At 50.0% G+C, this 23,493-nt stretch carries 22 protein-coding genes; 14 read left to right on the top strand and 8 right to left on the bottom strand.

What is annotated here, in order from left to right; genetic code table 11:
• Window positions 1-11: 11 nt before the first annotated feature.
• Entirely contained in the window at window positions 12-995 is a 984-nt protein-coding gene (locus ACQY8X_RS10390) for a YVTN family beta-propeller repeat protein (RefSeq protein WP_428035070.1), read from the bottom strand.
• A 37-nt stretch (window positions 996-1,032) separates the two neighbouring features.
• The gene (locus ACQY8X_RS10385; RefSeq protein WP_428035069.1) at window positions 1,033-2,214 is read right to left on the bottom strand and encodes an ABC transporter substrate-binding protein; all 1,182 of its coding nucleotides are present in this window, start codon (window positions 2,212-2,214) and stop codon (window positions 1,033-1,035) included.
• Window positions 2,215-2,370: 156 nt separating this feature from the next.
• On the opposite strand from ACQY8X_RS10385, the gene ACQY8X_RS10380 reads away from it, so the two are divergent.
• The 6 genes from ACQY8X_RS10380 (at window position 2,371) to ACQY8X_RS10355 (ending at window position 7,755) form a co-directional block, all read left to right on the top strand.
• The gene (locus ACQY8X_RS10380; RefSeq protein ID WP_428035068.1) at window positions 2,371-2,847 is read left to right on the top strand and encodes a copper-binding protein; all 477 of its coding nucleotides are present in this window, start codon (window positions 2,371-2,373) and stop codon (window positions 2,845-2,847) included.
• A 35-nt stretch (window positions 2,848-2,882) separates the two neighbouring features.
• On the top strand, window positions 2,883-3,704 hold the full coding sequence (locus ACQY8X_RS10375) for a tetratricopeptide repeat protein (RefSeq protein ID WP_428035067.1): 822 nt from the start codon (window positions 2,883-2,885) through the stop codon (window positions 3,702-3,704).
• Window positions 3,705-4,034: 330 nt separating this feature from the next.
• Complete coding sequence (pedF, locus tag ACQY8X_RS10370) at window positions 4,035-4,478, top strand: cytochrome c-550 PedF (RefSeq protein ID WP_428035066.1); 444 nt, start codon at window positions 4,035-4,037, stop codon at window positions 4,476-4,478.
• Between the two features lie 12 nt (window positions 4,479-4,490).
• Window positions 4,491-5,396: a substrate-binding periplasmic protein gene (locus ACQY8X_RS10365; protein WP_428035065.1), complete on the top strand. Its 906-nt coding sequence runs from the start codon at window positions 4,491-4,493 to the stop codon at window positions 5,394-5,396.
• Between the two features lie 136 nt (window positions 5,397-5,532).
• Window positions 5,533-5,817, top strand: a complete 285-nt coding sequence (locus tag ACQY8X_RS10360) for a hypothetical protein (RefSeq protein WP_428035064.1) — start codon at window positions 5,533-5,535, stop codon at window positions 5,815-5,817.
• A gap of 174 nt (window positions 5,818-5,991) precedes the next feature.
• On the top strand, window positions 5,992-7,755 hold the full coding sequence (locus ACQY8X_RS10355; RefSeq protein WP_428035063.1) for a PQQ-dependent methanol/ethanol family dehydrogenase: 1,764 nt from the start codon (window positions 5,992-5,994) through the stop codon (window positions 7,753-7,755).
• 76 nt (window positions 7,756-7,831) lie between these two features.
• On the opposite strand, the gene ACQY8X_RS10350 is transcribed toward ACQY8X_RS10355, so the two are convergent.
• Both ACQY8X_RS10350 and ACQY8X_RS10345 read right to left on the bottom strand, forming a co-directional pair.
• Window positions 7,832-8,668, bottom strand: a complete 837-nt coding sequence (locus ACQY8X_RS10350) for a 23S rRNA (adenine(2030)-N(6))-methyltransferase RlmJ (protein WP_428035062.1) — start codon at window positions 8,666-8,668, stop codon at window positions 7,832-7,834.
• A 76-nt stretch (window positions 8,669-8,744) separates the two neighbouring features.
• On the bottom strand, window positions 8,745-9,248 hold the full coding sequence (locus tag ACQY8X_RS10345; protein WP_428035061.1) for a helix-turn-helix transcriptional regulator: 504 nt from the start codon (window positions 9,246-9,248) through the stop codon (window positions 8,745-8,747).
• A 139-nt stretch (window positions 9,249-9,387) separates the two neighbouring features.
• Between ACQY8X_RS10345 and ACQY8X_RS10340 the strand changes: the two genes are divergently transcribed.
• Window positions 9,388-10,002: a cytochrome b/b6 domain-containing protein gene (locus ACQY8X_RS10340; RefSeq protein ID WP_428035060.1), complete on the top strand. Its 615-nt coding sequence runs from the start codon at window positions 9,388-9,390 to the stop codon at window positions 10,000-10,002.
• A 51-nt stretch (window positions 10,003-10,053) separates the two neighbouring features.
• Here ACQY8X_RS10340 and ACQY8X_RS10335 read toward each other — a convergent pair whose 3' ends face one another.
• A complete protein-coding gene (locus tag ACQY8X_RS10335; protein WP_428035059.1) occupies window positions 10,054-10,956 on the bottom strand; it encodes a LysR family transcriptional regulator ArgP in 903 nt (300 codons plus the stop codon).
• 121 nt (window positions 10,957-11,077) lie between these two features.
• On the opposite strand from ACQY8X_RS10335, the gene ACQY8X_RS10330 reads away from it, so the two are divergent.
• The gene (locus tag ACQY8X_RS10330; protein WP_428035058.1) at window positions 11,078-11,704 is read left to right on the top strand and encodes a LysE/ArgO family amino acid transporter; all 627 of its coding nucleotides are present in this window, start codon (window positions 11,078-11,080) and stop codon (window positions 11,702-11,704) included.
• Between the two features lie 25 nt (window positions 11,705-11,729).
• Here the strand turns inward: ACQY8X_RS10330 and ACQY8X_RS10325 are convergent, their stop codons facing one another.
• Window positions 11,730-13,292, bottom strand: coding sequence for a methyl-accepting chemotaxis protein (locus tag ACQY8X_RS10325; protein WP_428035057.1), 1,563 nt, complete (start codon window positions 13,290-13,292; stop codon window positions 11,730-11,732).
• Between the two features lie 291 nt (window positions 13,293-13,583).
• Here ACQY8X_RS10325 and exaC point away from each other — a divergent pair, with 291 nt between their 5' ends.
• From exaC to ACQY8X_RS10305, 4 genes are all read left to right on the top strand, one after another.
• Window positions 13,584-15,104 (top strand): acetaldehyde dehydrogenase ExaC, encoded by a 1,521-nt coding sequence (gene exaC, locus ACQY8X_RS10320; protein ID WP_428035056.1) that lies wholly within the window; start codon window positions 13,584-13,586, stop codon window positions 15,102-15,104.
• Window positions 15,105-15,421: 317 nt separating this feature from the next.
• The gene (locus ACQY8X_RS10315) at window positions 15,422-17,530 is read left to right on the top strand and encodes a cache domain-containing protein (protein WP_428035055.1); all 2,109 of its coding nucleotides are present in this window, start codon (window positions 15,422-15,424) and stop codon (window positions 17,528-17,530) included.
• A 40-nt stretch (window positions 17,531-17,570) separates the two neighbouring features.
• Entirely contained in the window at window positions 17,571-17,984 is a 414-nt protein-coding gene (gene arfB, locus ACQY8X_RS10310; RefSeq protein ID WP_428035054.1) for an alternative ribosome rescue aminoacyl-tRNA hydrolase ArfB, read from the top strand.
• Between the two features lie 26 nt (window positions 17,985-18,010).
• Entirely contained in the window at window positions 18,011-18,187 is a 177-nt protein-coding gene (locus ACQY8X_RS10305; RefSeq protein WP_428035053.1) for a DUF3012 domain-containing protein, read from the top strand.
• A gap of 55 nt (window positions 18,188-18,242) precedes the next feature.
• Here ACQY8X_RS10305 and ACQY8X_RS10300 read toward each other — a convergent pair whose 3' ends face one another.
• Both ACQY8X_RS10300 and ACQY8X_RS10295 read right to left on the bottom strand, forming a co-directional pair.
• The gene (locus ACQY8X_RS10300; RefSeq protein ID WP_428035052.1) at window positions 18,243-18,941 is read right to left on the bottom strand and encodes a winged helix-turn-helix domain-containing protein; all 699 of its coding nucleotides are present in this window, start codon (window positions 18,939-18,941) and stop codon (window positions 18,243-18,245) included.
• Window positions 18,942-19,073: 132 nt separating this feature from the next.
• Window positions 19,074-19,976 (bottom strand): helix-turn-helix domain-containing protein, encoded by a 903-nt coding sequence (locus tag ACQY8X_RS10295; protein WP_428035051.1) that lies wholly within the window; start codon window positions 19,974-19,976, stop codon window positions 19,074-19,076.
• A 243-nt stretch (window positions 19,977-20,219) separates the two neighbouring features.
• On the opposite strand from ACQY8X_RS10295, the gene ACQY8X_RS10290 reads away from it, so the two are divergent.
• Both ACQY8X_RS10290 and ACQY8X_RS10285 read left to right on the top strand, forming a co-directional pair.
• Window positions 20,220-21,101 (top strand): transporter, encoded by an 882-nt coding sequence (locus ACQY8X_RS10290; protein ID WP_428035050.1) that lies wholly within the window; start codon window positions 20,220-20,222, stop codon window positions 21,099-21,101.
• A 68-nt stretch (window positions 21,102-21,169) separates the two neighbouring features.
• Complete coding sequence (locus tag ACQY8X_RS10285) at window positions 21,170-23,233, top strand: PQQ-dependent dehydrogenase, methanol/ethanol family (RefSeq protein WP_428035049.1); 2,064 nt, start codon at window positions 21,170-21,172, stop codon at window positions 23,231-23,233.
• Window positions 23,234-23,493: the final 260 nt, after the last annotated feature.

Genomic DNA, 23,493 nt, shown 5'->3' with positions numbered 1-23,493 from the left:
CGCTGGCCGGATCAGGGTTTGATCTGGATTCCCCAGGGGTAACGGCCGACTTTGATCGACTTGGTCACCTTCATCCGGTTTATATCGATCACCGATACATCACCGCTGATACCGTTGGTAGTCAGCAGGCGGCTCTGATCGTTGTTAAACGCCATATGCCATACTCGTCTGCCGACTAACAGGTAATCCAGAATTTCATAGGTTTTGGCGTCGATAACCGCGACGTGATTCGCCGGACCCAGTGCGACAAAGGCGTATTTGCCATCATTGGTCAGCTTGATGCCAACCGGCTGGATCTTGTCCGGGTGGATCCCTTTGATTTCAAAGTTAAGTTTATGGGTGATCTGTTTGCTGGCCACATCAATCACTGAGACTGTGCCGCCGATCTCTGATGAGGCCCAGACGATGCTGCCATCCTGGTTAAATTCGACGTGGCGGGGGCGCTGATCCACCAGAGTGTTATCAACCAGTTGTTTACTCGCGGTATCGATCCAGTGGACCATATTGGTTGTTTCGCTGGTGCTCAGTGCCCACTTACCATCCGGGCTCACCGCCATCCCTTCCGGTTCTACGCCAACATCGATCTGACTGATAACCTCCTGGGTTTCGGTGTCAACGATGGTCACCAGAGCATCATTTTCATTGGCAATATAGAGGTGGTGGTCATCCGGGTGAAGGGCGAACTGCTCCGGGTCTTCACCGGAGGGCAGCTGGGCAATGATATGGTTATTTTTCAGGTCCATCACCTGTACTGTGTCAGAGTCGCTGGCACAGATATACAGTCGGGTTTTGTCGTGGTTGAAAATAATCCCCCGGGGGCGTTCACCGACATCGATGGTGTCAGTCACCTCCAGTGTATCCATATTGATAATTGAGATGGTGTTGTCTTTCTCATTGGATACGTAGGCGGTTTCAGCTGCTGCCTGATTACACACCAGTGCAGTGCCCAGCAGAGACAGTGCCAGGGGAGGGAGGAGTTTGGTTAAGCATTTCATAGAACAGATCCTGTTGTTATTCTTGTTCCGATTAGTGTCAATGTGCTGCATAAACCACTGTGCAGCTTGATTCTGGCTTATCAAAACCGAGGGTGTCCAGATCAGTAACCGGGTGAAGGAAACCCTCCAGTGGCGGTTGTGCGACCAGTGAACGGGGTTGAACCAGCGGTATCGGCTGGCGCAACTGACCACTCCAGCTACGATAGTTCAGTTTACGCCCCTTAAAGGCGGCCAGCTGAAACTGATCTGAATTGATAAAGCGAAACAGGGTTTCAGTGTCAGCAGATTTCGTTTGTGTGACGGCTTCACCGATGCTCCGGACGGCAGCCCACGCGGCGTAGTCTTTGCTGTTCATCCAGCGGTGGTAGTCTTTCTCAAAACGGCTTTGCAGCTGAGCCGCGCCCCATTGTTCTACCACCCGGTGCCAGGCAACCGGGGTCAGCCCCTGGGTGCCGGCAACGGGTCTGGGGTACCAGGTGTTGTACATGACATATTCGCCGAAATCGCCCCGCTCATCGGCAATCACCACCAGATCATACTCGTCTGTCTGGGTAAACAGAGGCAGCTCACGTTGTGCGGTACGCCGCAGATCCGTATCAAAACTCCAGGTTTTCTCTGCCACAATCTTCAGACCAAAACGCTTAGCGCTGCGTTTCAGCGCGTCTGCAAAGGCCAGGTCCTCAGGTTGCGAGCCTTTAATCAGCAGCCAGCGTTGCAGGCGGCGGGCGTTACTCCACTGACCCAGAGCATCGGTGAGCATGGCGCGGCTTGGCAGGGTATGCAGGGTATTCACCAAACACTCCTGAGTGCGCAGCTCATCAGCATAGCTGCCAGCGTTAAACAGCACTGCACCATAGGATCTGGCCAGCTTATTCAGTGAGATTAATTCCTGTTGCGGAAGGTCGGTAATCAGCAGTCTGAGGCCATCATCCAGCCACTTTTTCACGGTTGGGTTAACCTCTTCCGGGGTGTTGGCAAGCGCTGATACCAGAGTGTAGTGCTGGTGTAAAAAACGTCCGGTGGTATTGTTATCTTGCAACCCCAGTTCAGCACCGCTGAAGCCCCGGTCTTCCGGTTCGGGAAGCAGGTTTGAGAGCACCGGCCCCTGGTTGGGGTGGTAGGCGATATAGCCGATCCGGATCTCCTGCGGGTTTGCCTGCGCGCAGAGACTGAACAGCGCAGCGGCCAGAATCCAGAGTAATTGTTTTAGTGTACGCATATGTAAACTCATCGGTCAGAGTGTTTCAGCATAGGAGGTACTGAAGGAGGATTAAATATGCGAAAAGTACCGATCAAATAGTTCTGAAGTACTATTTTTTAAAAATGCCATCCGCTTAGCATTGAGGTATATAAAAAAAATAGTGAGGATGGATCGATGATTAAAAGAGTTTTGCCGGTAATGTCAGCGGAGATTGCCCGTGGCACTTTGAGCGGGTTTGTGGTTATCTGTCTTATGGCTGCGGTCATGTTTAGTGATAATCTGTTTGCCAAGGGCGATCTGACTCTTAAGCCCGAAAGACTTCCTGATTTGGTGATGGGGAGCGAAGCAAGTGACTATAGTCTGTCACAAAAACGCTATGAACTGGAAACTGGTAAAGCCTATCGTCTGGAGATTTTCGCCAGTGGTTTGAAACCCTACGCACTGCGGGCACCAGAGTTCTTCTCTTCAATTTATCTGCGTAAGGTAGAAGCGGGTGGAATGGAGATCAAGGCTGTCAGCCTGATGGAACTTGAGTTTGAGGAGGAGGGCAGTGCAGAGATCTTCTTTGTGCCGGTCAAGCCGGGAACGTTTGAGTTCTATATTGGGGGGCTCAGGCACAAGGGCATGGAGGGAGAGTTTGTGGTTAAGTGATCTTTAAAGAGCTGCAGTTGACTGGGTTGGGGACGATGATGAAAACGCTACCGGTTTCGATGTTTTTCACCGCGCTGCTCTTTTTTGCGTCGACCGGCTGTTATGCCGCTGACAGCATCGAACTGCCGCAAGAGTTTCTCGATGCCCGGCCCAGTCATCAGCTCTATATGGCCTATGCCGAATTCAAAATGGGGCATCATGACCTGGCCCGACAGATGTGGCAGAGTATTGGTGGCTCCGGCAGATCTGAGGCGTTGTTTAATCTCGCCAATCTCTATATCCAGGGGGTTGGGGTAAATAAAGACCCGCAGCGGGCAATGCAGCTTTATCGACAGTCCGCTGAAACCGGTAGTCGGGCTGCGGCCTATCAACTGGGGCTTATCTATCTGCATTCAGCTGAATATCAGAATCGTGATCAGGCGCGTCACTGGTTGACGGTTGCCGCTTTGGATGGCGACAGTGATGCGGCACAGCAGTTAGCCAATCTGAACAACGATGATCCTGCTGATCCTTTGTCCCGGGTTGAGTCATTACTGGTTAACGGTGATGCTGATCAGGCTTTGCAACTGCTGCATACGCTGGCGACAGCGACGCCACCTGATAATCGTGCAATTACACGGCTGGCATGGTTGTATGAAAGCGGTCTGGCGGTTGAACAGGATATAACCCGGGCCGCAGAACTGTTTGCTCAGGCAGCAGAGGCGGGTAATGCCGAAGCTCAATATGCTCTGTCGGTGATGTATCAGACCGGTGTCGGGCAGCCACAGGATAGCCAGTTAGCCGCACAGTGGTTGCAGCGTTCCGCTGCCCAGAGTTATCAGCCTGCGTTGGACAAACTGGCTAACCCTGCCGATTAAACGGTTGGTATTGAGGCCGCTGCCGTCTGCCGTGGTCTGGCAGATAGCTGTCAACAGCCTTTTAGCTATGTCTGATGAGTCATCTCATTCGCTTGATGACTACTTTTTTTATTGCCTAAGTTTATGATCTTAAAAAGATAATCTCTCCTGATGAATTGTGGCTAGTACGAAGGTACTAGTTTTTCAACACCAAAGCAGAATTCTTGAGCTTCACCCTGCCGTTCTATTATCAAACCCATAGAGGTCAGTCGATTTTCTGAATTGTGGCTTAGCCGCTGTCAGAAACGAAAGATCCAGGATTTTAAAACTCTAATAAGACTGGTGATGTAAATGAGAATGCCAACTAAAACTCTGGGTGCAATTGCTGCAGGTTCACTTTCTATGCTGCTGTCGGTGCAGGTAATGGCTCATGGTGATGTCACGCCGCAGTCTGTTGACACTCATGAACTGAAGCAATTGGGTGATGAATGGCTGGATGAAAACCCCTACGGTGAGGGATACGAAAAGCACGATGTTGCTTTGCAGATCGGTTTTTCTGCCTATACCCAGAACTGTGCCCGTTGTCATGGTCTGGAAGCTATCTCCGGGGGTATTGCACCGGATCTGCGTTATCTCGAGCCAGGTATTGAGGGTGATGACTGGTTTAAGTACCGGGTTATCAATGGCGCTGTTCGCGATGGTCGCGTCTATATGCCCAAAATGGCTGACTACCTGAATCAGGAAGCACTGTGGGCTATCCGTACCTGGTTAGTGTCTGTAGCGACGACAGAGTAATTGGAGTTAGTGATGCGTATTTTAGTCCTGCTGGCTGTATTGACCCTGAGTTGGACCGGTACAGCTCAGGCCCGGACTTTTGATGATGTGATCGCCAGTGGGGTGATCTACATCGGTGCTTACAAAAACTTCCCGCCCTACTCATTTGAGAGTGCGGGTGAGCCCCAGGGGGTAGACATTGAGATCGGCCGCCGTATCGCTGATGCTTTCGGGCTGCAGATGAAGGTGCACTGGATCACTCCGGATGAGAGTCTGGAAGATGATCTGCGCAACAATGTCTGGAAAGGTCACTATCTGGATAAAGATGAAGCTAATCCGCTGGCGCGCAAACACCTTGCTGATGTGATGATGCGGGTGCCATATGACCGTGAATACGCCTTTAAACGGGATGATCAGGGGTTGCTGATTAATGAGCAGGTGGTGCTGTTTGGGCCCTATCAGCGAGAACGCTGGCAAGTTGCCTTTGACAGCGAAAAGCTTGATCGGGTGGCCACTGTGGCGGTGTTTCAGTATCACCCTATCGGCGTCGAGATTGATAGTCTGCCAGCGTTTTATCTGACATCGGCCTTTGGTGGCCGGATGCGTGACAATACCGTTCACTTCTTTAATAACAGCGAAGCCTTTGCGGCCATGCAGGCGGGAAAGGTCGATGCGGTAATGGGGATGAGAGCTGAGGTTGACTGGCAGCTTGGACAGCTGGGGAACCCGCGTTACAAGCTGGCTGAAAATGGCTTTCCAACCATGGGTAAGCAGCAATGGGATATCGGTATGGCGGTAGCCCAGAGTTATCGTCAGCTGGGGAATGAGGTTGAAACTGTGGTTGATCAGTTGATCCGCAGTGGTGAGGTAGAAAAGATCTATGCCAGCTATAACCTGCGCTATGAGTTGCCAGGACTGTATCAGGATGTTGCGCAGTAAGCTGACCTGCCTGGTCTGTGGTGTTGGTCGATCAGCCGTTCGCCGGCTATGTCTTTACGATAGGGCCCTGCAGGGTGCAGGGTCTTTAGTCAGAGAGCCTTTAGTTAGAAGAGTTTAAACAGGAGAGGGCTTTGTCATGATCACTGCAATGCCTGGGTTGATGCCGGTGCTCAATGCTGACTGCAGACTCTATTTTGATGGTCAGCATAACCGTTGGGTACTGAAAGGACCACAACAGCTTATATTTCCTGATCGCTTGACTCTGATAACGCTGCAAGCCTGCGATGGTAATTGCAGCGGTGCTCAGATAGCCCGCTCATTAGCGTCATTTCCCGATCTGAACAATGTCACTGAGTTTGATGTGCTGGACGTGCTTGAAGAGTTTGAGCGGCGTGGATTTTTGTCCGTGCTGAACGCCTGAGACCGGTTTTTTAACGATAACAGCAGGTATTACTACTAAGTAAGTATAAAACTCATTCCCCCGGTTAATTGTTGGAATGGGTGCAAGTTTACACAATGTGATAGGTCTGGAATCTTTGCTCAGACCTGTTGAGAGTCAGAAAATAAGAACAATCCTTAATCAAGGAGCTATGCAATGAAGAAGTTCAGCGGCAGTTTTGCTGTGACAGCGCTGGTTGCAGCAATGTCAGTGTCGGGCCTGAGTCAGGCAAATGTAACCGATAAAGATATTCTGGATGATCAGAAGACAGTAGAGGATGTAGTATCCAACGGTATGGGCCCTCGTGGACAGCGCTATAGTCCGCTGGATATGATCAATACCGATACTGTTAAAGATATGCGTCCGGTCTGGTCTTTCTCTTTTGGTGGAGAGAAGCAACGGGGTCAGGAGTCCCAGCCAATGGTGAAAGATGGCGTGATGTATGTCACCGCTTCTTATTCCCGGGTATTCGCAGTGGATACAAAAACCGGTGATGAGTTGTGGGAATACAATGCCCGTCTGCCGGATGGCATTATGCCATGCTGTGACGTTATTAACCGGGGTGTAGCCCTGTATGAAGACCTGGTTATCTTCGGTACTCTGGATGCCAAACTGGTCGCTTTGGATGCGAAGACGGGTAAGGTTAAATGGAAAAAAACCGTTGCCGATTATAAAGAGGGCTATTCAATTACCGCCGCTCCGATGATCGTTAATGGTAAAGTCATTACCGGTGTATCCGGTGGTGAGTTCGGTATTGTGGGTAAAGCTGAAGCCTATGATGCCAAAACTGGTCAGATTCTCTGGACCCGTCCGACTGTTGAAGGTCATATGGGTTATATCTGGAAAGATGGTAAAAAAGTTGAAAACGGTATCTCCGGCGGCAAGCCTGGTCAGACATGGCCTGGTGATCTGTGGAAGAGCGGTGGTGCAGCAACCTGGCTGGGCGGCACCTATGATCCTGACACCAACTCCCTGTTCATTGGTACCGGTAACCCGGCACCGTGGAACTCCCATATGCGTCCGGGTGACAACCTGTTCTCATCCTCCCGTCTGGCGATCGATCCGGATACCGGTAAGATCAAATGGCACTTCCAGACAACACCACATGATGGCTGGGATTACGATGGTGTAAATGAGCTGATCTCATTTGACTATAAGGATGGTGGTAAAACCGTTAAAGCGGCTGCAACTGCTGACCGTAACGGCTTTATGTATGTCCTGAACCGTACCAACGGTGACTTTATCCGCGGCTTCCCATTTGTTGATGAGATTACCTGGGCGAAAGGTTTGGATAAGAATGGCCGTCCGATCTACAACGAAGAGATGCGTCCGGGCAACCCAAGTGCATCAGACGATGGTAAGAAGGGCTCTTCTGTCCATGCGGTACCGGCCTTCCTGGGGGGTAAGAACTGGATGCCGATGGCCTTCAGCCAGGATACCGGACTGTTCTATGTACCTTCCAACGAGTGGGGCATGGATATCTGGAACGAGCCAACTGCCTATAAGAAAGGCGCTGCCTATCTGGGTGCTGGCTTTACGATTAAGCCTCTGACTGATGATCATATCGGTGTGCTGCGGGCGATGGATCCGAAAACCGGTAAAGAGGTATGGCGTTACCAGAACTTCTCTCCACTCTGGGGTGGTGCTCTGGCAACGGCCGGTAATCTGGTCTTTATCGGTACTCCGGAAGGTTATCTGAAAGGCTTCGATGCTAAGACTGGCGAGCTGAAATATCAGTTTAACACCGGCTCCGGTATCGTTGGTTCTCCTATCACCTGGAAGCAGGATGGCGAGCAGTTTATCTCAGTTGTTTCTGGCTGGGGTGGTGCAGTGCCACTGTGGGGTGGTGAAGTTGCCAAGCGTATTAAGCACCTGAACCAGGGTGGCTCAATCTGGACTTTCAAACTGCCTAAGTCTTAATGTCTGGTCGTTGATACGATCAAAAAAGCCGATGCATCTGCATCGGCTTTTTTTTGCCCTGAAAAAAGCAAGGAGGTTATTCCGGCACCAGAATATCGCAGCTGTAAAACGCGCCCTTGCCTTCATCAAGGGCTTTAACCAGTTGCGGCAGCAGGGTTTGCATATGCTCAAACAGCGTCCAGGGCGGATTGATAACGATCATGCCAGAGGCGGTCATTCCCCGCTCCTGTGAGTCGGGCTCCAGTCCCAGTTCAAAGCGCTGAATGTTAGCGATACCACTGCTGATAAACAGTTTTTCCAGTTTACGAATGCGATGACGTTCAACCACCGGATACCAGAGCGCATAGGTACCCGTGGCGAACTTCTTATGGGCGTTTTTCAGTACTTTAAATACCTGGTCATAGTCGCTCTTGATCTCATAAGAGGGGTCCATCAGTACCAGTGCCCGCCGGGAGGTGGGTGGCAGCAGCGACAGAAGTCCCTCCAGGCTGTCCTGATTCAACACCCTGATGCGCCGGTTGGCGCGGGTGTTTTTGCTCAACAGTTTGAAATCGGTGGGGTGCAGCTCATACAGGGTTGCCCGGTCCTGGGGGCGCATAAAATGGCTGGCGATCATGGGTGAACCGGGATAAAAGCGTAGTCCGCCTTTAGGATTGCAGCTGCGAATCGCGGCAAAATAGCTGGCGAGCGCAGGCCACTTGTCTGCCTGGAGTTTGCCGATGCCGTTGCTGTACTCTCCCAGCTTCTCTGCTTCATCTGACTGCAGGTCATAAAGTCCGGCACCTGCATGGGTGTCGATATAGTCAAACGGCTTATCTTTTTTGATCAGGTGTTCGAGAATGTCTGTCAGAACCACATGTTTTAGAAGGTCGGCAAAGTTGCCCGCATGAAATGAGTGTCGATAACTTAGCAAAGTGGTATCCCGATCAGTGAGTTTGGGTTTATTCAGATAGTGTCGTTACAACCTGCGGCTGTGTCCACCAACAACTTTATAACAGGTCTTCGATAAACCAGGCGGAGAACGCATGGCGTCCCGGTGTGCCGGATTTTTGATAGACTGATGATGCTTGCTGGCGGATGGTCTTTTCCGCCGTACCACGCAAGGTGGCAATCTCTTTAAGACTATAGCCTTTTAGCAGCATGATGCCGATATCCCGCTCACTGCCTGTCAGCTGCCACTCTGTGAACTGTTCATTGATCGCCTGGCTTAGCTGGTGCCGGGCTGCCAGCACGGCGACTGATTCGGGCACCGGCATCTGTTTAACTGCTTCCAGTTCCGCCATCAGATGGTTGATTGTTCTTTTTTTAACCAGGTTATCGTAGGCTAGCAGGCTGAGGATAACCAGAGCGCATATCAGGATGGTAATCTCTTGCAGCAGGTGGGTCAGTCCGGCACCATGGGATAGATCTGCGACGATATCGGTGCCACTGGCGAGAACCACGATTGCCAGGAAGAACATCAACAAATAATCCTGAGTAAAATTCTTAAACACTGCAATTCCTTGTTATATTTCTGTTATATCATCAGTTCCGGCAGATGCCGGATCGATTTGTTGCTTTGTTTGGGGAATTATAAAGCAGCGCGGTTTAAAAATTTCTGATTTTTTTCGTTTACCCGTCCAGGATAGGATTATGTCTGAAAAAGTGTATGTATGGGATAAGTTTGTTCGGTTGTTTCATTGGTCTCTGGTGGCGTTGTTTGCTATCAGTTATCTGTCGGCAGAGGAGGTCGAGTGGCTGCATGTTTACTCGGGTTATACCATTGCCGTCTTAGTTGTTTTGCGTATTCTCTGGGGTATCTTTGGTACCCGGTACGCACGTTTCAACGATTTTGTGCCATCACTGACAACCACTAAAGAGTATATTTCAACTATCAGATCCGGTAAGCCAAAGCATTACCTGGGGCATAACCCACTGGGTGGACTGATGGTGGTGGCTTTTCTGGTGATGCTGACGCTGATTACTCTGAGTGGTATGAAACTGTATGCGGTGGAAGAGGGTAAAGGTCCGCTGGCGGGGGCTCCTCAGATTCACCTTATCAGTGCTGCATATGCGCATGAAGGCCATGACCACAAGGGCAAAGAGGAGGGTGAAGGTGATGAGTTCTGGAAAGAGATTCACGAGTTTTCCGTTAACCTGATGGTGTTACTAATCCTTCTGCATATTGCCGGGGTGGTTATGTCCAGCAAGTTACATAACGAATCGTTGGTTAAGTCTATGCTCAGCGGCTTTAAAGAAAAGCACTGAAGAGGCACTCTCCTCCGTTGTTGGCGTAGCCTCAGGCTACGCTACTGACCGTTAATCCAGGGTAGCGGATTGCTGCAGATGGTGTCGACAATAGGTGGCTAACTGATGCGTTAGCTGCTTACCTGTCTCAGTGATCAGATTCCAGCTGTGCCAATACAGTGGCACTTCCAGACGCTGTCCTGCTGATATTTCTGTGACCGCCCCCTGATCGATCAAACTCTGCATCTGCATATCCGGTGCCATCCCCCAGGCGAATCCGCGTCGTATCAGCTCGGTGAACGCTTCGGAGGACGGCACCCGGTGGCGGGGATAATCCTGCACCTCGGGGTAGAAGCGTTGAATGAAACTGTCCTGCAGTTCATCTTTCTCATTATATTCCACCGCTGGCGCGTGGCTCAGGGCCGCTGCTGTGACGCCGTCGGGAAAATAGCGCTGGATAAAGTCCGGGCTGGCCAGCGCGAGATAACGACTGATGCCGAGAAACACAGCATTACTACCCTGCAGCGGTTTACTACTGGCGCTGATGCAGCCCTGTACATCGCCTTGCCGCAGCAGCAGATGGGTCTGATCCTGATCATCAACCCGAAGGTCCAGCAGCAGTGAACTCTGTGCCAGTAATGGTTGTATCGCATCCATGAACCAGGTTGCCAGCGTATCGGCATTTAAACCGATTGTCAGTTTGGTAAAACCCTCTTCGTGGGCCCGGTCCAGGGTTTTTAACAGCTCATTCTGCAGCAACGTGACCTGGTGGTAGTGACGCTGCAGATGTTCTCCCGCCGCGGTAAGTCGTAACGGTTGGCTGCGTACCAGCAGTAACTGGCCTGCTGACTCTTCCAGTTGCCTGATCCGCTGAGAGATGGCTGACTGGGTTAAAAACAGCCGTTTTGCCGCACGCTCAAAGCTCTGCTCTTCGATCACAGTGGCTAAGGCCTTTAACTGGCGATAATCAAACATAGAGGTGATATCAGTTTTGCTAATGAAATATAAATATTATTAGTTTTACTCACTGGTGTCGATCTCATATTCTGCCCTGGTCAATTCTGACTTCACTGCAATCACAGGACATTCCATCTTTATGCTGTTCTCGATTCCCGCTGCTTTTCTGACCGGTCTGGCTACCAGTGCCGGATTGATTATTGCCATCGGTGCGCAAAACGCCTTTGTTCTGAGTCAGGGCGTGCGCCGGGAGTATCACTGGTCGATTGCCGCGCTGTGCAGTCTGATTGATGCGCTGCTGATTACCGCAGGCATTGCCGGGATGGGGATATTGATCAGTCAGTCGGCGCAGCTGTTAACACTGATCAGCTGGGCGGGTAGTGCGTTTCTGTTGTGGTATGGGGCTAATGCTCTGCGTTCAGCACTGCGCAGTGAAACCCTGACGGTGTCTGGCAGGCAGTTTGCCTCGCTTGGCTCTGCACTGCTGACCACTCTGGCACTGAGTCTGCTGAACCCCCATGTTTATCTGGATACGGTAGTGCTGCTGGGAAGTATCGGTGGGCGTTATCCCGATCAGGAGCGCTTCTGGTTTGGCGCGGGGGCGGCGCTGTTTTCGTTTATCTGGTTTTTTTCACTCAGCCTGGGGGCGCGCTGGCTGGCTCCGCTGTTTCGCAAACCACTCAACTGGCGGATTCTGGATGGTACCGTATGTCTGATGATGTGGACACTGGCGGGCTTGTTGTTGAGCGGCAACCTCAGCCCCTGAGGATCCAGGGGCGAGGTACCTCTGATCAGTGCTTGGCGGTTCTGTTAATGATCTGAGACAGATCGGTGACCAGTCGGCCGAGATCCTCTATCGCCTGATTAGTATTGCTGATTGAGTCTTTGTTGCTGTCGGATATATCGCGAATAGAGATGATGCTGCGGCTCAGGCTTTCAGCGGTATCATTCTGTTCATCTGCGGCTACCGCGATCTGCTGACTCTGATCCGAGATCTGATCCAGCGACTGACTCAGCTGATCAAAGGCTTGTCCGGCTGTCTCTGCCCGGCTGATACTGTCTTTTGCCTGTGCATGGGTTTTGCTCATCGTATCCGCAGTATTGCGCACCTGTTTCTGTACTGCGCCAATGCTGGATTTGATCTGTTCAGTTGCTTTTTGAGTGCGAATGGCGAGTTCACGCACCTCATCTGCCACCACCGCAAAACCACGTCCATTGTCACCGGCTCTGGCCGCTTCGATGGCCGCATTAAGTGCCAGCAGGTTAGTCTGGTTGGCGATATCGTTGATGATGGTGGTGATATGGCCGATCTCTTCGGTTTGCAGATGCAACTGCTCTGATTGCTCAGCCGCCTGTTCGACCTCGCCAGCCAGTAGCCCAATTGTGTCGAGCATATCATTGATGGTCGTTCTGCCGGTCTGGGCATCCAGCGCCGCCTGATGGGTGACATCGGAGGTGCGGGCGGTATTTTCTGCCACATTATGGGAGGAGGATGCCATCTCAGTACTGGCGGAAGCCAGCATATCGCTTTCAAGATTCTGTTGTTCGATGCCGGTTGTCGTTTGGCTCAGGCTCTGGGTGGTGATATCCATCACCCCTTTGAGGGTTGATATCGCATCTTCAACCCGTCCGGTAACCGTATGTAATCGGGCTTCAAGCAGTTGAATGGCAATGTTGAATGCACCCACTTCATCCATTCGTCCGGTTATGGCTCGCTGGGAGAGAGGGTTGTCGTAGATCTTCAGCGCCTGGTTGAGGCTGTTGTGCAACGGCTTCAACTGCCAGTAGGTAAGGGCGGTAAATACGCATGTCAGCCCCCCTGATAGTAGCAACTGCAGGGGGGTATCCAGCGGAGTAAGAGTAACCAGCGTGACCGCCAGTAGCCCGGACAGAACGGTGGCGAGGATACGCTGACTCATCTGCGTGCGGGACAGGGATAAACGTTTGGGATTAGCATTTATCTTGTCGTAGAGCGCCTGTGCCTGCTGCTTTATCTCGTTGGGGAGCCGGCCACGTACGGATTGATAACCGACTTTTTTACCATCGTTATCATATTGTGGCGTGACATAGGCGAGTACCCAGTAATAATCACCATTTTTACAGCGGTTTTTAACCGCGCCCAGCCATGGTTTATCCGCCTTAAGGTTAGACCAGAGGTCAGCGAATGCCGCTGCAGGCATATCGGGATGGCGAACAATATTGTGAGGTTTGCCTATCAGTTCATCGCGGTTGTATCCAGAGATATCGACGAAGTTCTGGTTCGCATAGGTGATGCATCCCGTCAGGTTGGTCGTCGAGATCAGGCGACTACCTTCAGCAAAGTTACGCTCCTTTCCATGCGTATCATTAGTCATGGGAAGCTCCTCACAAAATTAAATTTTTATAGTTGTGCTTATATCCGCAGTATATGCGGATATGTTGTTCAAAGTACTAAGGACGTACTTATTGTATGTTTAATATCAGTATGTTGCTAAGTCTTTATCCTCAAAGTGGTCATTGAATTGCAAACATAAAAAACTACTACTAAATAACTAATTTTTCAGTGCCAAGGGAGCATAGGTAAAAGTGATGGTTACTGGCTAATATGGAAGCGTAGTTAAACAGCCCGCAAAGTGCGGTGTATAACAAAAAGAGAGGCTTGGATAATGATTTACGCACAGCCAGGAACCGAAGGTTCAGTTGTTTCCTTTAAAGAACGTTACGCAAACTATATTGGTGGTGAGTGGGTTGCACCGGTTAAAGGTCAGTATTTCCAGAATACTTCACCGGTAACCGGCAAAGAGTTTTGTGAGATCCCACGCTCGACTGAAGAAGATATTAATCTGGCACTGGATGCAGCGCACGCAGCGAAAGATGCCTGGGGCCGCACCTCTGTTACAGAACGCTCCAATATTCTGCTGAAAATTGCCGACCGCATTGAACAAAATCTGGAAATGCTGGCGGTTGCCGAAACCTGGGATAACGGTAAAGCGGTTCGTGAAACACTGGCTGCCGACGTACCTCTCTGTGTTGATCACTTCCGTTACTATGCCGGTTGTATCCGTGCTCAGGAAGGTTCCATGGGTGAGATCGATGAGAATACCGTTTCTTATCAGTTCCATGAGCCACTGGGTGTGGTCGGTCAGATCATTCCCTGGAACTTCCCGCTGCTGATGGCTGCCTGGAAACTGGCACCAGCACTGGTGACTGGTAACTGTGTTGTACTGAAGCCTGCTGAGCAGACTCCGGCTTCAATCCTGAAGCTGATGGAAGTGATCGGTGACCTGTTGCCACCGGGCGTACTGAACGTGGTTAACGGCTTTGGTAAAGAAGCCGGTGAAGCGCTCGCTACCAGCAAGCGGATTGCCAAAATCGCCTTTACCGGTTCAACCCCTGTTGGTGCACATATCCTTAAATGTGCCGCTGATAACATCATTCCATCAACCGTAGAGCTGGGTGGTAAGTCACCAAACATCTACTTCGAAGATGTTATGGATCAGGAAGAAGCGTTTGTCAGTAAAGCGGTAGAGGGTGCCGTTCTGGCATTCTTCAACCAGGGCGAAGTGTGTACCTGCCCATCTCGCTTGCTGATTCAGGAAAGCATTTACGATCAGTTCATCGCGAAAGTGATTGAGCGTGCTAAGCAGATCAAGCGTGGTAATCCGCTGGATACTGAAACAATGGTGGGTGCTCAGGCATCTCAGCAGCAGTTCGATAAGATTATGTCTTATATGGAAATAGGTAAGTCTGAAGGTGCTGAGTTCCTGATCGGCGGTGATTCCCATGCAAATGAAGGCGAGTTCAGCAAAGGCTACTATGTTCAGCCAACGCTGATGAAGGGGCACAATAAGATGCGTGTCTTCCAGGAAGAGATCTTTGGTCCTGTGGTTGCCGTTACTACCTTCAAAGATGAAGCTGAAGCACTGGAAATTGCCAACGATACTGAGTTTGGTCTCGGTGCGGGTGTATGGACCCGCGACATGAACCGCTCATACCGTATGGGTCGGGGTATTCAGGCTGGTCGTGTATGGACTAACTGTTACCATCTGTACCCTGCACACGCAGCGTTCGGTGGTTATAAGAAATCCGGTGTCGGTCGTGAGACTCACAAGATGATGCTGGATCACTATCAGCAGACCAAGAACATGTTGGTCAGCTACGATATTAATCCACTGGGCTTCTTCTAAGCTGGGCTTAAAGCCACTTGTTTTAAACGCAATAGTTTATTCCCTGGGGTAGTTTACTACCCCGCTTCTCAGTCTCCAGTCGTCGTTGGAGATTCGCACCGCAACCGGCTCTCTCTGAGCAGGATGCACTCCGTCCCCGGTAGCCTATTTCCGTGCCGGGTTATGTCGGTGTTTTTTAGCGGCCAATGGCCGCTTTTTTTAAAACATCTGTCATCCTGAGTAAATTGCCCCGCTGTGAAACTATACGCCTTGAAATAGCTCAACTAAGCTAACGGGGAGTATGATTTTTACGCTTGCAGGGTGATGCCGGGGTGTCAATGGACTTTACGAAAAAAATTCGCAGAGCAGGTTTGTACCAATTCTGGCTGATGTTTGCAGTTTTCGTTTCTGTGCTGGTTAGTCTTTTTGGCTATTTTTTTATAGCCGGGCAGCAGGGTGCCAACCGTCATCTGGAGGATCTTCAGGAATCACTTCAGCTTAATCTGAACCGCCGCTTACAGCGGGAAGTGGACGATGCGTATCAGTTTATTAATGCCCGTTACAAAAGTGCTGAACAGGTTATTATGACCCGCTCGCAGAATGAAGTGATTCAGGCGATAGAGGTCATGAACAGCCTGTATCAGCAAAATCACGGTAAGATTCCAGACGCTGAACTCAAAAAGCTGTTGTTAGAAACCCTGAGGGGCGTGCGCTTTTTTAATGGCAGAGGTTATCTTTTTGTTGGCGACCAGCAGGGTCGGAGTCTGCTTTTGCCGCTTGAGCCAGCGCAGGAAAACACGCTCATGGTTGACCTTAAAGATGATCGAGGAAACTATTTTGTTCGCCGCTTTATGCAGGTGAGCAGTTCTGAAGAGGGGCGTGGTTATGTACGTTATCGCTGGTACTCTCCGGGTGACCGGTCGGTTATGCGCGATAAGATTGCCTTTATCGCACGCTTTGAACCGTTCAACTGGTTAGTCGGTGCGGGAGACTATGTGTTTCAGATACAGAATGATCTGCAACAGGAGATTATTGACCATCTGCAACATATTCAGTTTGGTAAAGCCGGTTATCTTGCGGTGCTGGACCGTAGCGGTATGGTTATCGCGGGTAAAGGGGTTAAGCCCTTTGTTGGCCTGAATCTCTCGCAACTGGATAATCCCCACGACCGTGAGCGGATTTTTTCGCTGCTGAGCCGGGTCAAAGCTGAGGGATTTATTCGAGCTGACTGGTATCAGGCTGATGGTCAGCCGGTTGATAATCAACTGGTGTACGCGAGGCCACTGCCGGTATGGGACTGGGTGATCGTTGCCGCAGGTAATGCCGATCCTTCACTGGATCTGCTGATACAGCAGCGTCAGGCGATTCTGCAGTCACAGAAGCAGAGCAATATTACTCTGGTTTTACTATTCACGGTGTTGCTGCTGCTGGCTATTGGCATGATACGGTATTACTCCCGGGGGTTGTGGCGGGTATTCGATGATTATCAGAGTAACCTCGATGAGAAAAATGTTACCCTGAGTGAAAATGCTCGTTCACTGGAGATCAGCAGGCGGATTGTTGATGCTGCCCATGAGGGCATTATGATTACTGATGCAGAAAACCGGATTATCAGTATTAACGCCTCATTTACCCGGATTACGGGCTATCTGTTTAGCGATGTGAAAGGGAAAAACCCAAATATTCTCAAGTCATCGGCGCATGACTACGAGTTTTACCAGATGATGTGGAGCTCCCTTGAAACCGAGGGGGAGTGGCATGGTGAGGTTTGGAACGTGCGCAAGAACGGCACTGTTTACCCTCAGGCTTTGTCGATTACCTCTTACCGTAATCAGAAGGGAGAGATTGAGAACTATATCGGCACTTTCACTGATATCAGCCAGCGCAAAGCATTTGAAGAGCAACTTGAGCATCTGGCTCAGAGTGATTCGCTGACCGATCTGCCCAACCGGCGCTCCCTGAGCTGTCGTCTGCAACACGAATTGAGTGTGTTGAAACGTCATCCTGATCGCCAGTTAGGGCTGATTTTCATGGATCTGGATTTCTTTAAGCAGATCAATGATAGCTATGGGCATGGGGTTGGCGATCAGGTGCTGATTATTATTGCCCGGCGCCTGATTGATACTGTGCGAAGTATCGACATGGTTAGCCGGGTGGGCGGAGATGAATTTGTTATCCTCTTAGGTAATCAGACGGGGGAGATGCAACAGACCGCTATCAGCCTCGCTGAACGAATTATTGCTGCAGTGGCGCAGCCCTTAACGGTTGCTGGTGAACCGATACAGTTGACCACTAGCCTGGGTATCGCTCTGGCACCGGTGGATAGCTGCGATGACACCCATCTGATGGAGTGTGCTGATCTTGCGCTTTATCATGCGAAGCAGGAGGGGCGTAATAATTACAAGCTGTTTTCGCTGTGGATGACCGGGGTAAAATCAGAACAATAGAAACTGATATAATCGCCCGATATCTTAAATGGACTAAGCTGTGCTGATAATTTCCAACAATGTCGCGATACCGGATGATGAGATTGAGCTGAGTGCAATCCGCGCTCAGGGGAGCGGTGGGCAGAACGTCAACAAGGTTTCCTCTGCGATCCATCTGCGTTTTGATATTCAGGCTTCCTCTTTGCCGGAGTTTTATAAGCAACGGCTGCTGCAGTTAAAAGACTCCCGTATTACCAAAGAGGGGGTGGTGGTGATAAAAGCCCAGCAGTTTCGCACCCAGGAGAAAAACCGCGAAGATGCACTACAGCGGCTACAGTTACTGATTCGCAGTGTCTTGATAGTGCAGAAAGCGCGTCAGCCAACTAAACCTACCCGTTCATCTCAGCGTAAACGGGTCGATAGTAAAACCCGGCGGGGACAGACTAAATCTCTGCGGGGGCGGGTAACCGACTAATTGAATAAAACCAGGAGTAAAGATTGATGAGCATGATTAAACAGTTGAGTTTTGTGATGATGTTGGGGGTTGCTGTGGTCAGCATGCAGGGCTGCTCGCCTGAAGTAGGCACTAAAGCCTGGTGCGAAGAGTTGAAAGAGAAACCAAAGGGCGACTGGACAGCGAATGAAGCAAAAGACTTTGCTAAGCACTGTATTCTCTGAGGCACTCAGCGTTTGCGCTGTTTAGCTTTTCTGCGGTAAAGGGTCGTCAGAGCCTTTACCGCTGCTCCCCGGCGAAGATGTAGCCGATGCCATAGACGGTGTTGATCAGCGCCTTTTCTTTGCGGTAATCGTTGAGGTATTTTCGCAGTTTACCGATCAGCACATCGATAGTCCTGTCCGACGGATGCCAGTCCCGGTTGTAGAGATGGTTTAGCAGCTGTTCCCGGGTCAGCAGTTCATTGCGGTTGTTCAGCAGTATGCTGAGCAGCATAAACTCATTTCTGGCGAGTTTAGTCAGTTGCCCGCTGGGTGATTTTAATACCTGGCGTATGGTGTCCAGTTCCCAGTCAGAAAATTTGATTACAGGGTTCTCTTCCGTCGGCTTGGTTGACTGGCTTAATCTCGACCAGCGGCCCAGATTGCGGATACGGGCGGACAGCTCACGGTAGTTGATTGGAGGGGTAATGAATTCGTCAGCTCCCATCTCCAGTGCAATGATCAGATCTTCATTGCTGGGTTTAGGGCCTATTATAATAATGCCGCCATTGCTTTTACTGCGCAGATCTCTGGTTGTAGAAAAATCTATTCGTTTCGATGCTGAATAATCGACGATAAATACATCGGTAGAGCGGTCTGACTGAAAACAACTATCTGCTTTATGTTTCTTGATATTAAAGCCGAAGTCATTGTGTTTATCTAAATCAAAAATATTATTATCTGACTGATCAGTAATGATAGTTATATTAATACACATATTATTATTCTTTTATTTTTATTGGAAAATAAAATTAGAGAAGTATCTATTGATAATAATAGTGATCTTTATACTGCGGGTCTGGTATAAAAATGCTCGATTTTAGTATGAAATGATTTGCTTACGCCGGGATCAACTGCGGATTTGTGAAGCGGTCTGGTTGAATATCCTGCGCAGAAAACGGTTCAGATGGCTTTGATCGGTGAACCCTGTCATCTGCGCAATCTGGCTGGGGGTAAAGCGTTTATCCAACAAAAGTTGGCGTGCGCGATAGGTACGTCTTAGCAGAAGAAACTGGTGCGGCGTATAGCCGGTACTTTCTTTAAAGCTGCGACTGAAGTGGAAGCTGCTCATGCTGAGGATCTCTGCCAGCTGCTCCAGGCTGATCTTGTCACTCAGATTGCGATCAATATATTCGACAATCTTTTGTAGCCCTTTTCGGGTGATCTTTCCAGCCTCATTATGCTTAAGACTGATATCTGTTGTGTTTGAATAGTGGTTCAACAGGTGCACAATCAGTGCGTTTGCCAGGCTCTCCATATACAGATTACCACTGGGGAACTGCGCCCGGGTCTCAGATAAAATGAGCTCTGATAAGTTTCTCAGTACCGGATCATCCGTTTGAAACAGCGACTGTAGTTCAAAGTTATCAGGGCTTACGCTGAGGTTCTCTTCGATCACTTTTCGCACGGCGGAGTGAGGAAACATGATATGAAGTGTGCTGGAGTCAGATTCTGGAATCAGCCACTGGTTATCCTGAAAGGCGGGTATAACCGAGAGCGACTGTTTGTCCCAGACACCTTGAAAATGGTTGTCACCACAGCTGTACTGCACTGCCACGGTGGGCGGCTTATAGTTGTAGATCAGTACATGATGATCCATTCCGGGCAGGTTCAGGTCGACAAAGGGTAGCTTGGCATAATTCTCCAGGCGGATATTACAAAAGCTTTTTCCTTCGCTGGTGTCAGTGGGCTTAAAGGAAATAGTCTCCAGTCTCTGGTCTGGCGTTATCAGCTTGATTTTATTCTCAGGCATAACATCTACATCTCTTTTTTTTATTTTGAATGATGACCTGTATAGCGGAGATATTAGAGATTTTATGAAACTATGACAAGAATGAAGTCGTTATAAGCTTAATAATTTACATGTTAACAAGTTGCTCGTTGGTGATGCCTATTTTGTTACATATTGTTACAAGATCTATAAAATCTTATCAATTTCCTTTTTACCTCTTTCAGTATTCTGGTGTTGTTGCATAACGTACATGAGGAATACAACGTGAAAAACAATAACTATAAGCTCTTGCCTGTCTCCGCTCTGCTGTGCGGCACTCTCTTGTCCAGTCAGGTATTTGCAGTCGCTGAAACAGTTCACCCGCGCGATTATATTGTCGCCCCTTCCGGGGTTAACCTGTCAGTGACCTACCTGCAAACGGTTAACGGTGATAATTTCAATATTGATGGTAATAAAGTAGCGGATAACGCAAATCTGGAAGTGAACGCGGTTGTTGAGCGTCTGATCCATTATACCGAACTCTTTGGTATGCCTGCTGATCCCCAGATTATTATTCCGGTTGTTGATCAGAAAGTTGGTCTTCTGGGTGATGACAGCTCTGGTATTGGTGATATTTTCCTGGGGTCTACTTTCTGGCCTATTGCTGACAGCGCGAACAAGGAGTGGCTGGGTATCACTCCTTTTGTCTACCTGCCGACCGGGGAGTATGAAAGTGATAAGGCGGTGAATGTGGGTGCTAACCGCTGGTCATTTGTACTCCAGGCTGGCTATACCAAGGGGTTGACCGAGGGTGGTTTGTACATGGATCTGATTGGTGAAGTCGAGGTCTATGGTGACAATAATGACCTGGCCGCCGGTGATAGCCTGAGCCGGGATAATATGTATCGGATGAGCGCAATGCTGTCCCAGGATGTCACTCAGGGTGGCTATATCTGGGGGCGTTACAGTAAACAGAAAGGCGGTGAGCAGCAGATTGATGGGGTTACACAGGCAGCTACGGATATCGACACCGATACCCTGACGGTTGGCTATAGCCAGTGGGTGGGTAAAGAGTTTCAGCTGCAGGGTGAATACAGTAAAGATCTCAATGTTGAGAATGGCATTGAAACCGATGGTGTCACTTTACGTCTTGTCGTTCCATTTTAATCTGCGAGGAATCTATCATGCGATTTAGCAAAAAACTTTTGCCGCTCATGCTGGGGACTTTATGTGTTATGCCCCTTATGTCGCAGGTGCAGGCAGCCGCCAATGTTGATGGCAAACGGATCAGTCAGGCAAATGAAGAGCCCGGTAACTGGATGTCCCACGGCCGGGATTATTCTGAACAGCGTTTCAGCCCTTTGGTACAGATCAATAAAGAGACTGTTGGTGATCTGGGCTTAAGCTGGTCTTATCAGTTTGATTCTACCCGGGGGCTGGAAGCGACCCCGCTGGTGATCGATGGCACTTTGTATGTCACGGGTAGCTGGAGTGTGGTCTACGCATTTGATGCTGTGACGGGAGAACTGAAATGGATCTTTGATCCTCAGATCAACAAGGGAGAGGTGGGGCCAAAAATCTGTTGTGATGCGGTTAACCGCGGGGTTGCTGCCTGGGATGGAAAGATCTTCGTCGGAACACTGGATGGCCGTCTGATCGCTATTGATGCCGAGACGGGTCAACAGAAATGGTCAACTCAGACCACAGAGAAAGACAAGTATTACTCGATAACCGGTGCACCCCGGGTGGTTAAGGGTAAGGTTCTGATTGGTAACGGCGGTGCTGAATTTGGCGTGCGGGGCTACTTCTCTGCGTATGATGCTGATAGCGGTAAAATGCTCTGGCGCTTCTATACCGTGCCTGATAATCCGGCTAATGAAACTGATCCGACGATGATTGAAATATCCAAGACCTGGTCGGGTGAATGGTGGAAACTCGGCGGTGGCGGCACAGCCTGGGACTCAATGGCCTACGATCCTGATCTGGATCTGCTCTATGTGGGTGTGGGTAACGGCTCACCCTGGAACCGGGAGCTGCGCAGTGACGGCAAAGGTGACAACCTGTTCCTTTCTTCCATTGTAGCGGTTCGTCCTGATACCGGTGAATATGTCTGGCACTATCAGACAACACCCGGCGAAGAGTGGGATTACACTGCCGCGCAGCATATGATTCTTGCGGATATTGAGGTCAACGGTAAAACCCGCAAAGTGATTATGCAGGCACCTAAGAATGGCTTCTTCTATGTGCTGGATCGTCAAACCGGTGAGTTTATCTCGGCGGAAAACTACGTCACGGTCAACTGGGCAGATGGTGTTGATGCGAAAACCGGCCGCCCTAATATCAAGCCGGAAGCTCGCTACAGTAGTGCGGCTCAGCCTTTTCTGGCATTACCCTCACCGTTTGGCGGTCACAACTGGCAACCGATGAGTTTCAATCCGCAAACGGGGCTGGTGTATCTGCCAACCCGGGAGATGGCGTTTCCCTATATTCCCGATGGTGATTTTAAAGCTAAGAATCTGACGGTGAATCTGGGTGTCAGCCTGCTTGCGGCTTCAATGCCGGAAGATCCTGCTGTACGCAAAGCAATAAAAGCAGCCACTAAAGGTCGACTGGTGGCATGGGACCCGGTTGCCCAGAAAGAGGTCTGGGGGGTTGATATGCCGGTTCCCTGGAATGGGGGGACTTTGAGTACTGCTGGTGGTTTGCTGTTTCAGGGAAATGCGAAGGGTAACTTTGTTGCTTATGATGCTAAAACCGGTGAGCAGAAATGGTCATTTTTCAGTCAGACCGGCATCGTTGCTGCACCGATGACCTACAGCGTCAATGGCGAACAGTATGTTGCTGTCATGGCTGGCTGGGGTGGGGCCGTTCCTCTGGTGGTCGGCGAGTTGGTGAGCGAAGCCGTTAAAACCAATACTAACCGTTTGCTGGTGTTTAAACTGGGCGGGGATAAAACGCTGCCCACGCTGGAGGCTAAGCCACGCCAGTTAAACCTGCCTGAGATGACCGCTTCGGCGGAAGAAGTAGAGCAGGGTAAAGCGCTGTATCACACCTTCTGTGTTTCCTGTCACGGCGACGGGGCGGTGAGTGGTGGCGTGGTGCCAGACCTTCGCTATGCCAGTGCCGACACCTTCGGTTTCTGGGAAGCGATTGTGGTCAACGGCCTGAAAGCGAAGAATGGCATGGCGTCATTCAAGAGTGTATTGAGTGTCGGGCAGGCCGATGCGATCAAAGCATACGTTATTAAGCGTGGCTATGATCTGCAAAACGCTCAGGCATCTGCTTCCGATACCCAGTAAAGAGCCACCAGGTAAAGCGTAAGTTTTGAAAAGAGACAGTGTTTAACACTTCTCCGCGTTGTTATTACACCCTCATCGAAGTAATACAACCGCGCTTGGGGTGGCTCCGGCCATCCCTTTTTTCAACATCTGATGAGGACTTGTGGACCAACCCTGATAATGGTGCTGATAGACTACGACTAAAAAGTCATCCTTATTAGTTCCAAAGTACCATATGGGTTTGGTCGTTGACTTCATATGATTAAAGACAGTCACAAGAC

Origin of the sequence: Amphritea sp., from assembly GCF_050300915.1 — a bacterium.
In the GTDB taxonomy this organism is placed as follows: domain Bacteria; phylum Pseudomonadota; class Gammaproteobacteria; order Pseudomonadales; family Balneatricaceae; genus Amphritea.
The sequence above is the reverse complement of the archived record's forward strand: the minus strand, read 5'-3'. Positions and strand labels throughout refer to the sequence as shown.

What these genes read in the sequence shown, in the direction of transcription:
- ACQY8X_RS10390 (WP_428035070.1), bottom strand. Translation starts at nt 995, where the DNA reads ATGAAATGCTTAACCAAACTCCTCCCTCCCCTGGCACTGTCTCTGCTG.
- ACQY8X_RS10285 (WP_428035049.1), top strand. Translation starts at nt 21,170, where the DNA reads ATGCCCCTTATGTCGCAGGTGCAGGCAGCCGCCAATGTTGATGGCAAA.
- ACQY8X_RS10295 (WP_428035051.1), bottom strand. Translation starts at nt 19,976, where the DNA reads ATGCCTGAGAATAAAATCAAGCTGATAACGCCAGACCAGAGACTGGAG.
- pedF (WP_428035066.1), top strand. Translation starts at nt 4,035, where the DNA reads ATGAGAATGCCAACTAAAACTCTGGGTGCAATTGCTGCAGGTTCACTT.
- ACQY8X_RS10325 (WP_428035057.1), bottom strand. Translation starts at nt 13,292, where the DNA reads ATGACTAATGATACGCATGGAAAGGAGCGTAACTTTGCTGAAGGTAGT.
- ACQY8X_RS10330 (WP_428035058.1), top strand. Translation starts at nt 11,078, where the DNA reads ATGCTGTTCTCGATTCCCGCTGCTTTTCTGACCGGTCTGGCTACCAGT.
- ACQY8X_RS10385 (WP_428035069.1), bottom strand. Translation starts at nt 2,214, where the DNA reads ATGCGTACACTAAAACAATTACTCTGGATTCTGGCCGCTGCGCTGTTC.
- ACQY8X_RS10375 (WP_428035067.1), top strand. Translation starts at nt 2,883, where the DNA reads ATGATGAAAACGCTACCGGTTTCGATGTTTTTCACCGCGCTGCTCTTT.
- ACQY8X_RS10315 (WP_428035055.1), top strand. Translation starts at nt 15,422, where the DNA reads ATGGACTTTACGAAAAAAATTCGCAGAGCAGGTTTGTACCAATTCTGG.
- ACQY8X_RS10355 (WP_428035063.1), top strand. Translation starts at nt 5,992, where the DNA reads ATGAAGAAGTTCAGCGGCAGTTTTGCTGTGACAGCGCTGGTTGCAGCA.
- ACQY8X_RS10305 (WP_428035053.1), top strand. Translation starts at nt 18,011, where the DNA reads ATGAGCATGATTAAACAGTTGAGTTTTGTGATGATGTTGGGGGTTGCT.
- ACQY8X_RS10365 (WP_428035065.1), top strand. Translation starts at nt 4,491, where the DNA reads ATGCGTATTTTAGTCCTGCTGGCTGTATTGACCCTGAGTTGGACCGGT.
- ACQY8X_RS10340 (WP_428035060.1), top strand. Translation starts at nt 9,388, where the DNA reads ATGTCTGAAAAAGTGTATGTATGGGATAAGTTTGTTCGGTTGTTTCAT.
- exaC (WP_428035056.1), top strand. Translation starts at nt 13,584, where the DNA reads ATGATTTACGCACAGCCAGGAACCGAAGGTTCAGTTGTTTCCTTTAAA.
- ACQY8X_RS10335 (WP_428035059.1), bottom strand. Translation starts at nt 10,956, where the DNA reads ATGTTTGATTATCGCCAGTTAAAGGCCTTAGCCACTGTGATCGAAGAG.
- ACQY8X_RS10380 (WP_428035068.1), top strand. Translation starts at nt 2,371, where the DNA reads ATGATTAAAAGAGTTTTGCCGGTAATGTCAGCGGAGATTGCCCGTGGC.
- ACQY8X_RS10300 (WP_428035052.1), bottom strand. Translation starts at nt 18,941, where the DNA reads ATGTGTATTAATATAACTATCATTACTGATCAGTCAGATAATAATATT.
- ACQY8X_RS10360 (WP_428035064.1), top strand. Translation starts at nt 5,533, where the DNA reads ATGATCACTGCAATGCCTGGGTTGATGCCGGTGCTCAATGCTGACTGC.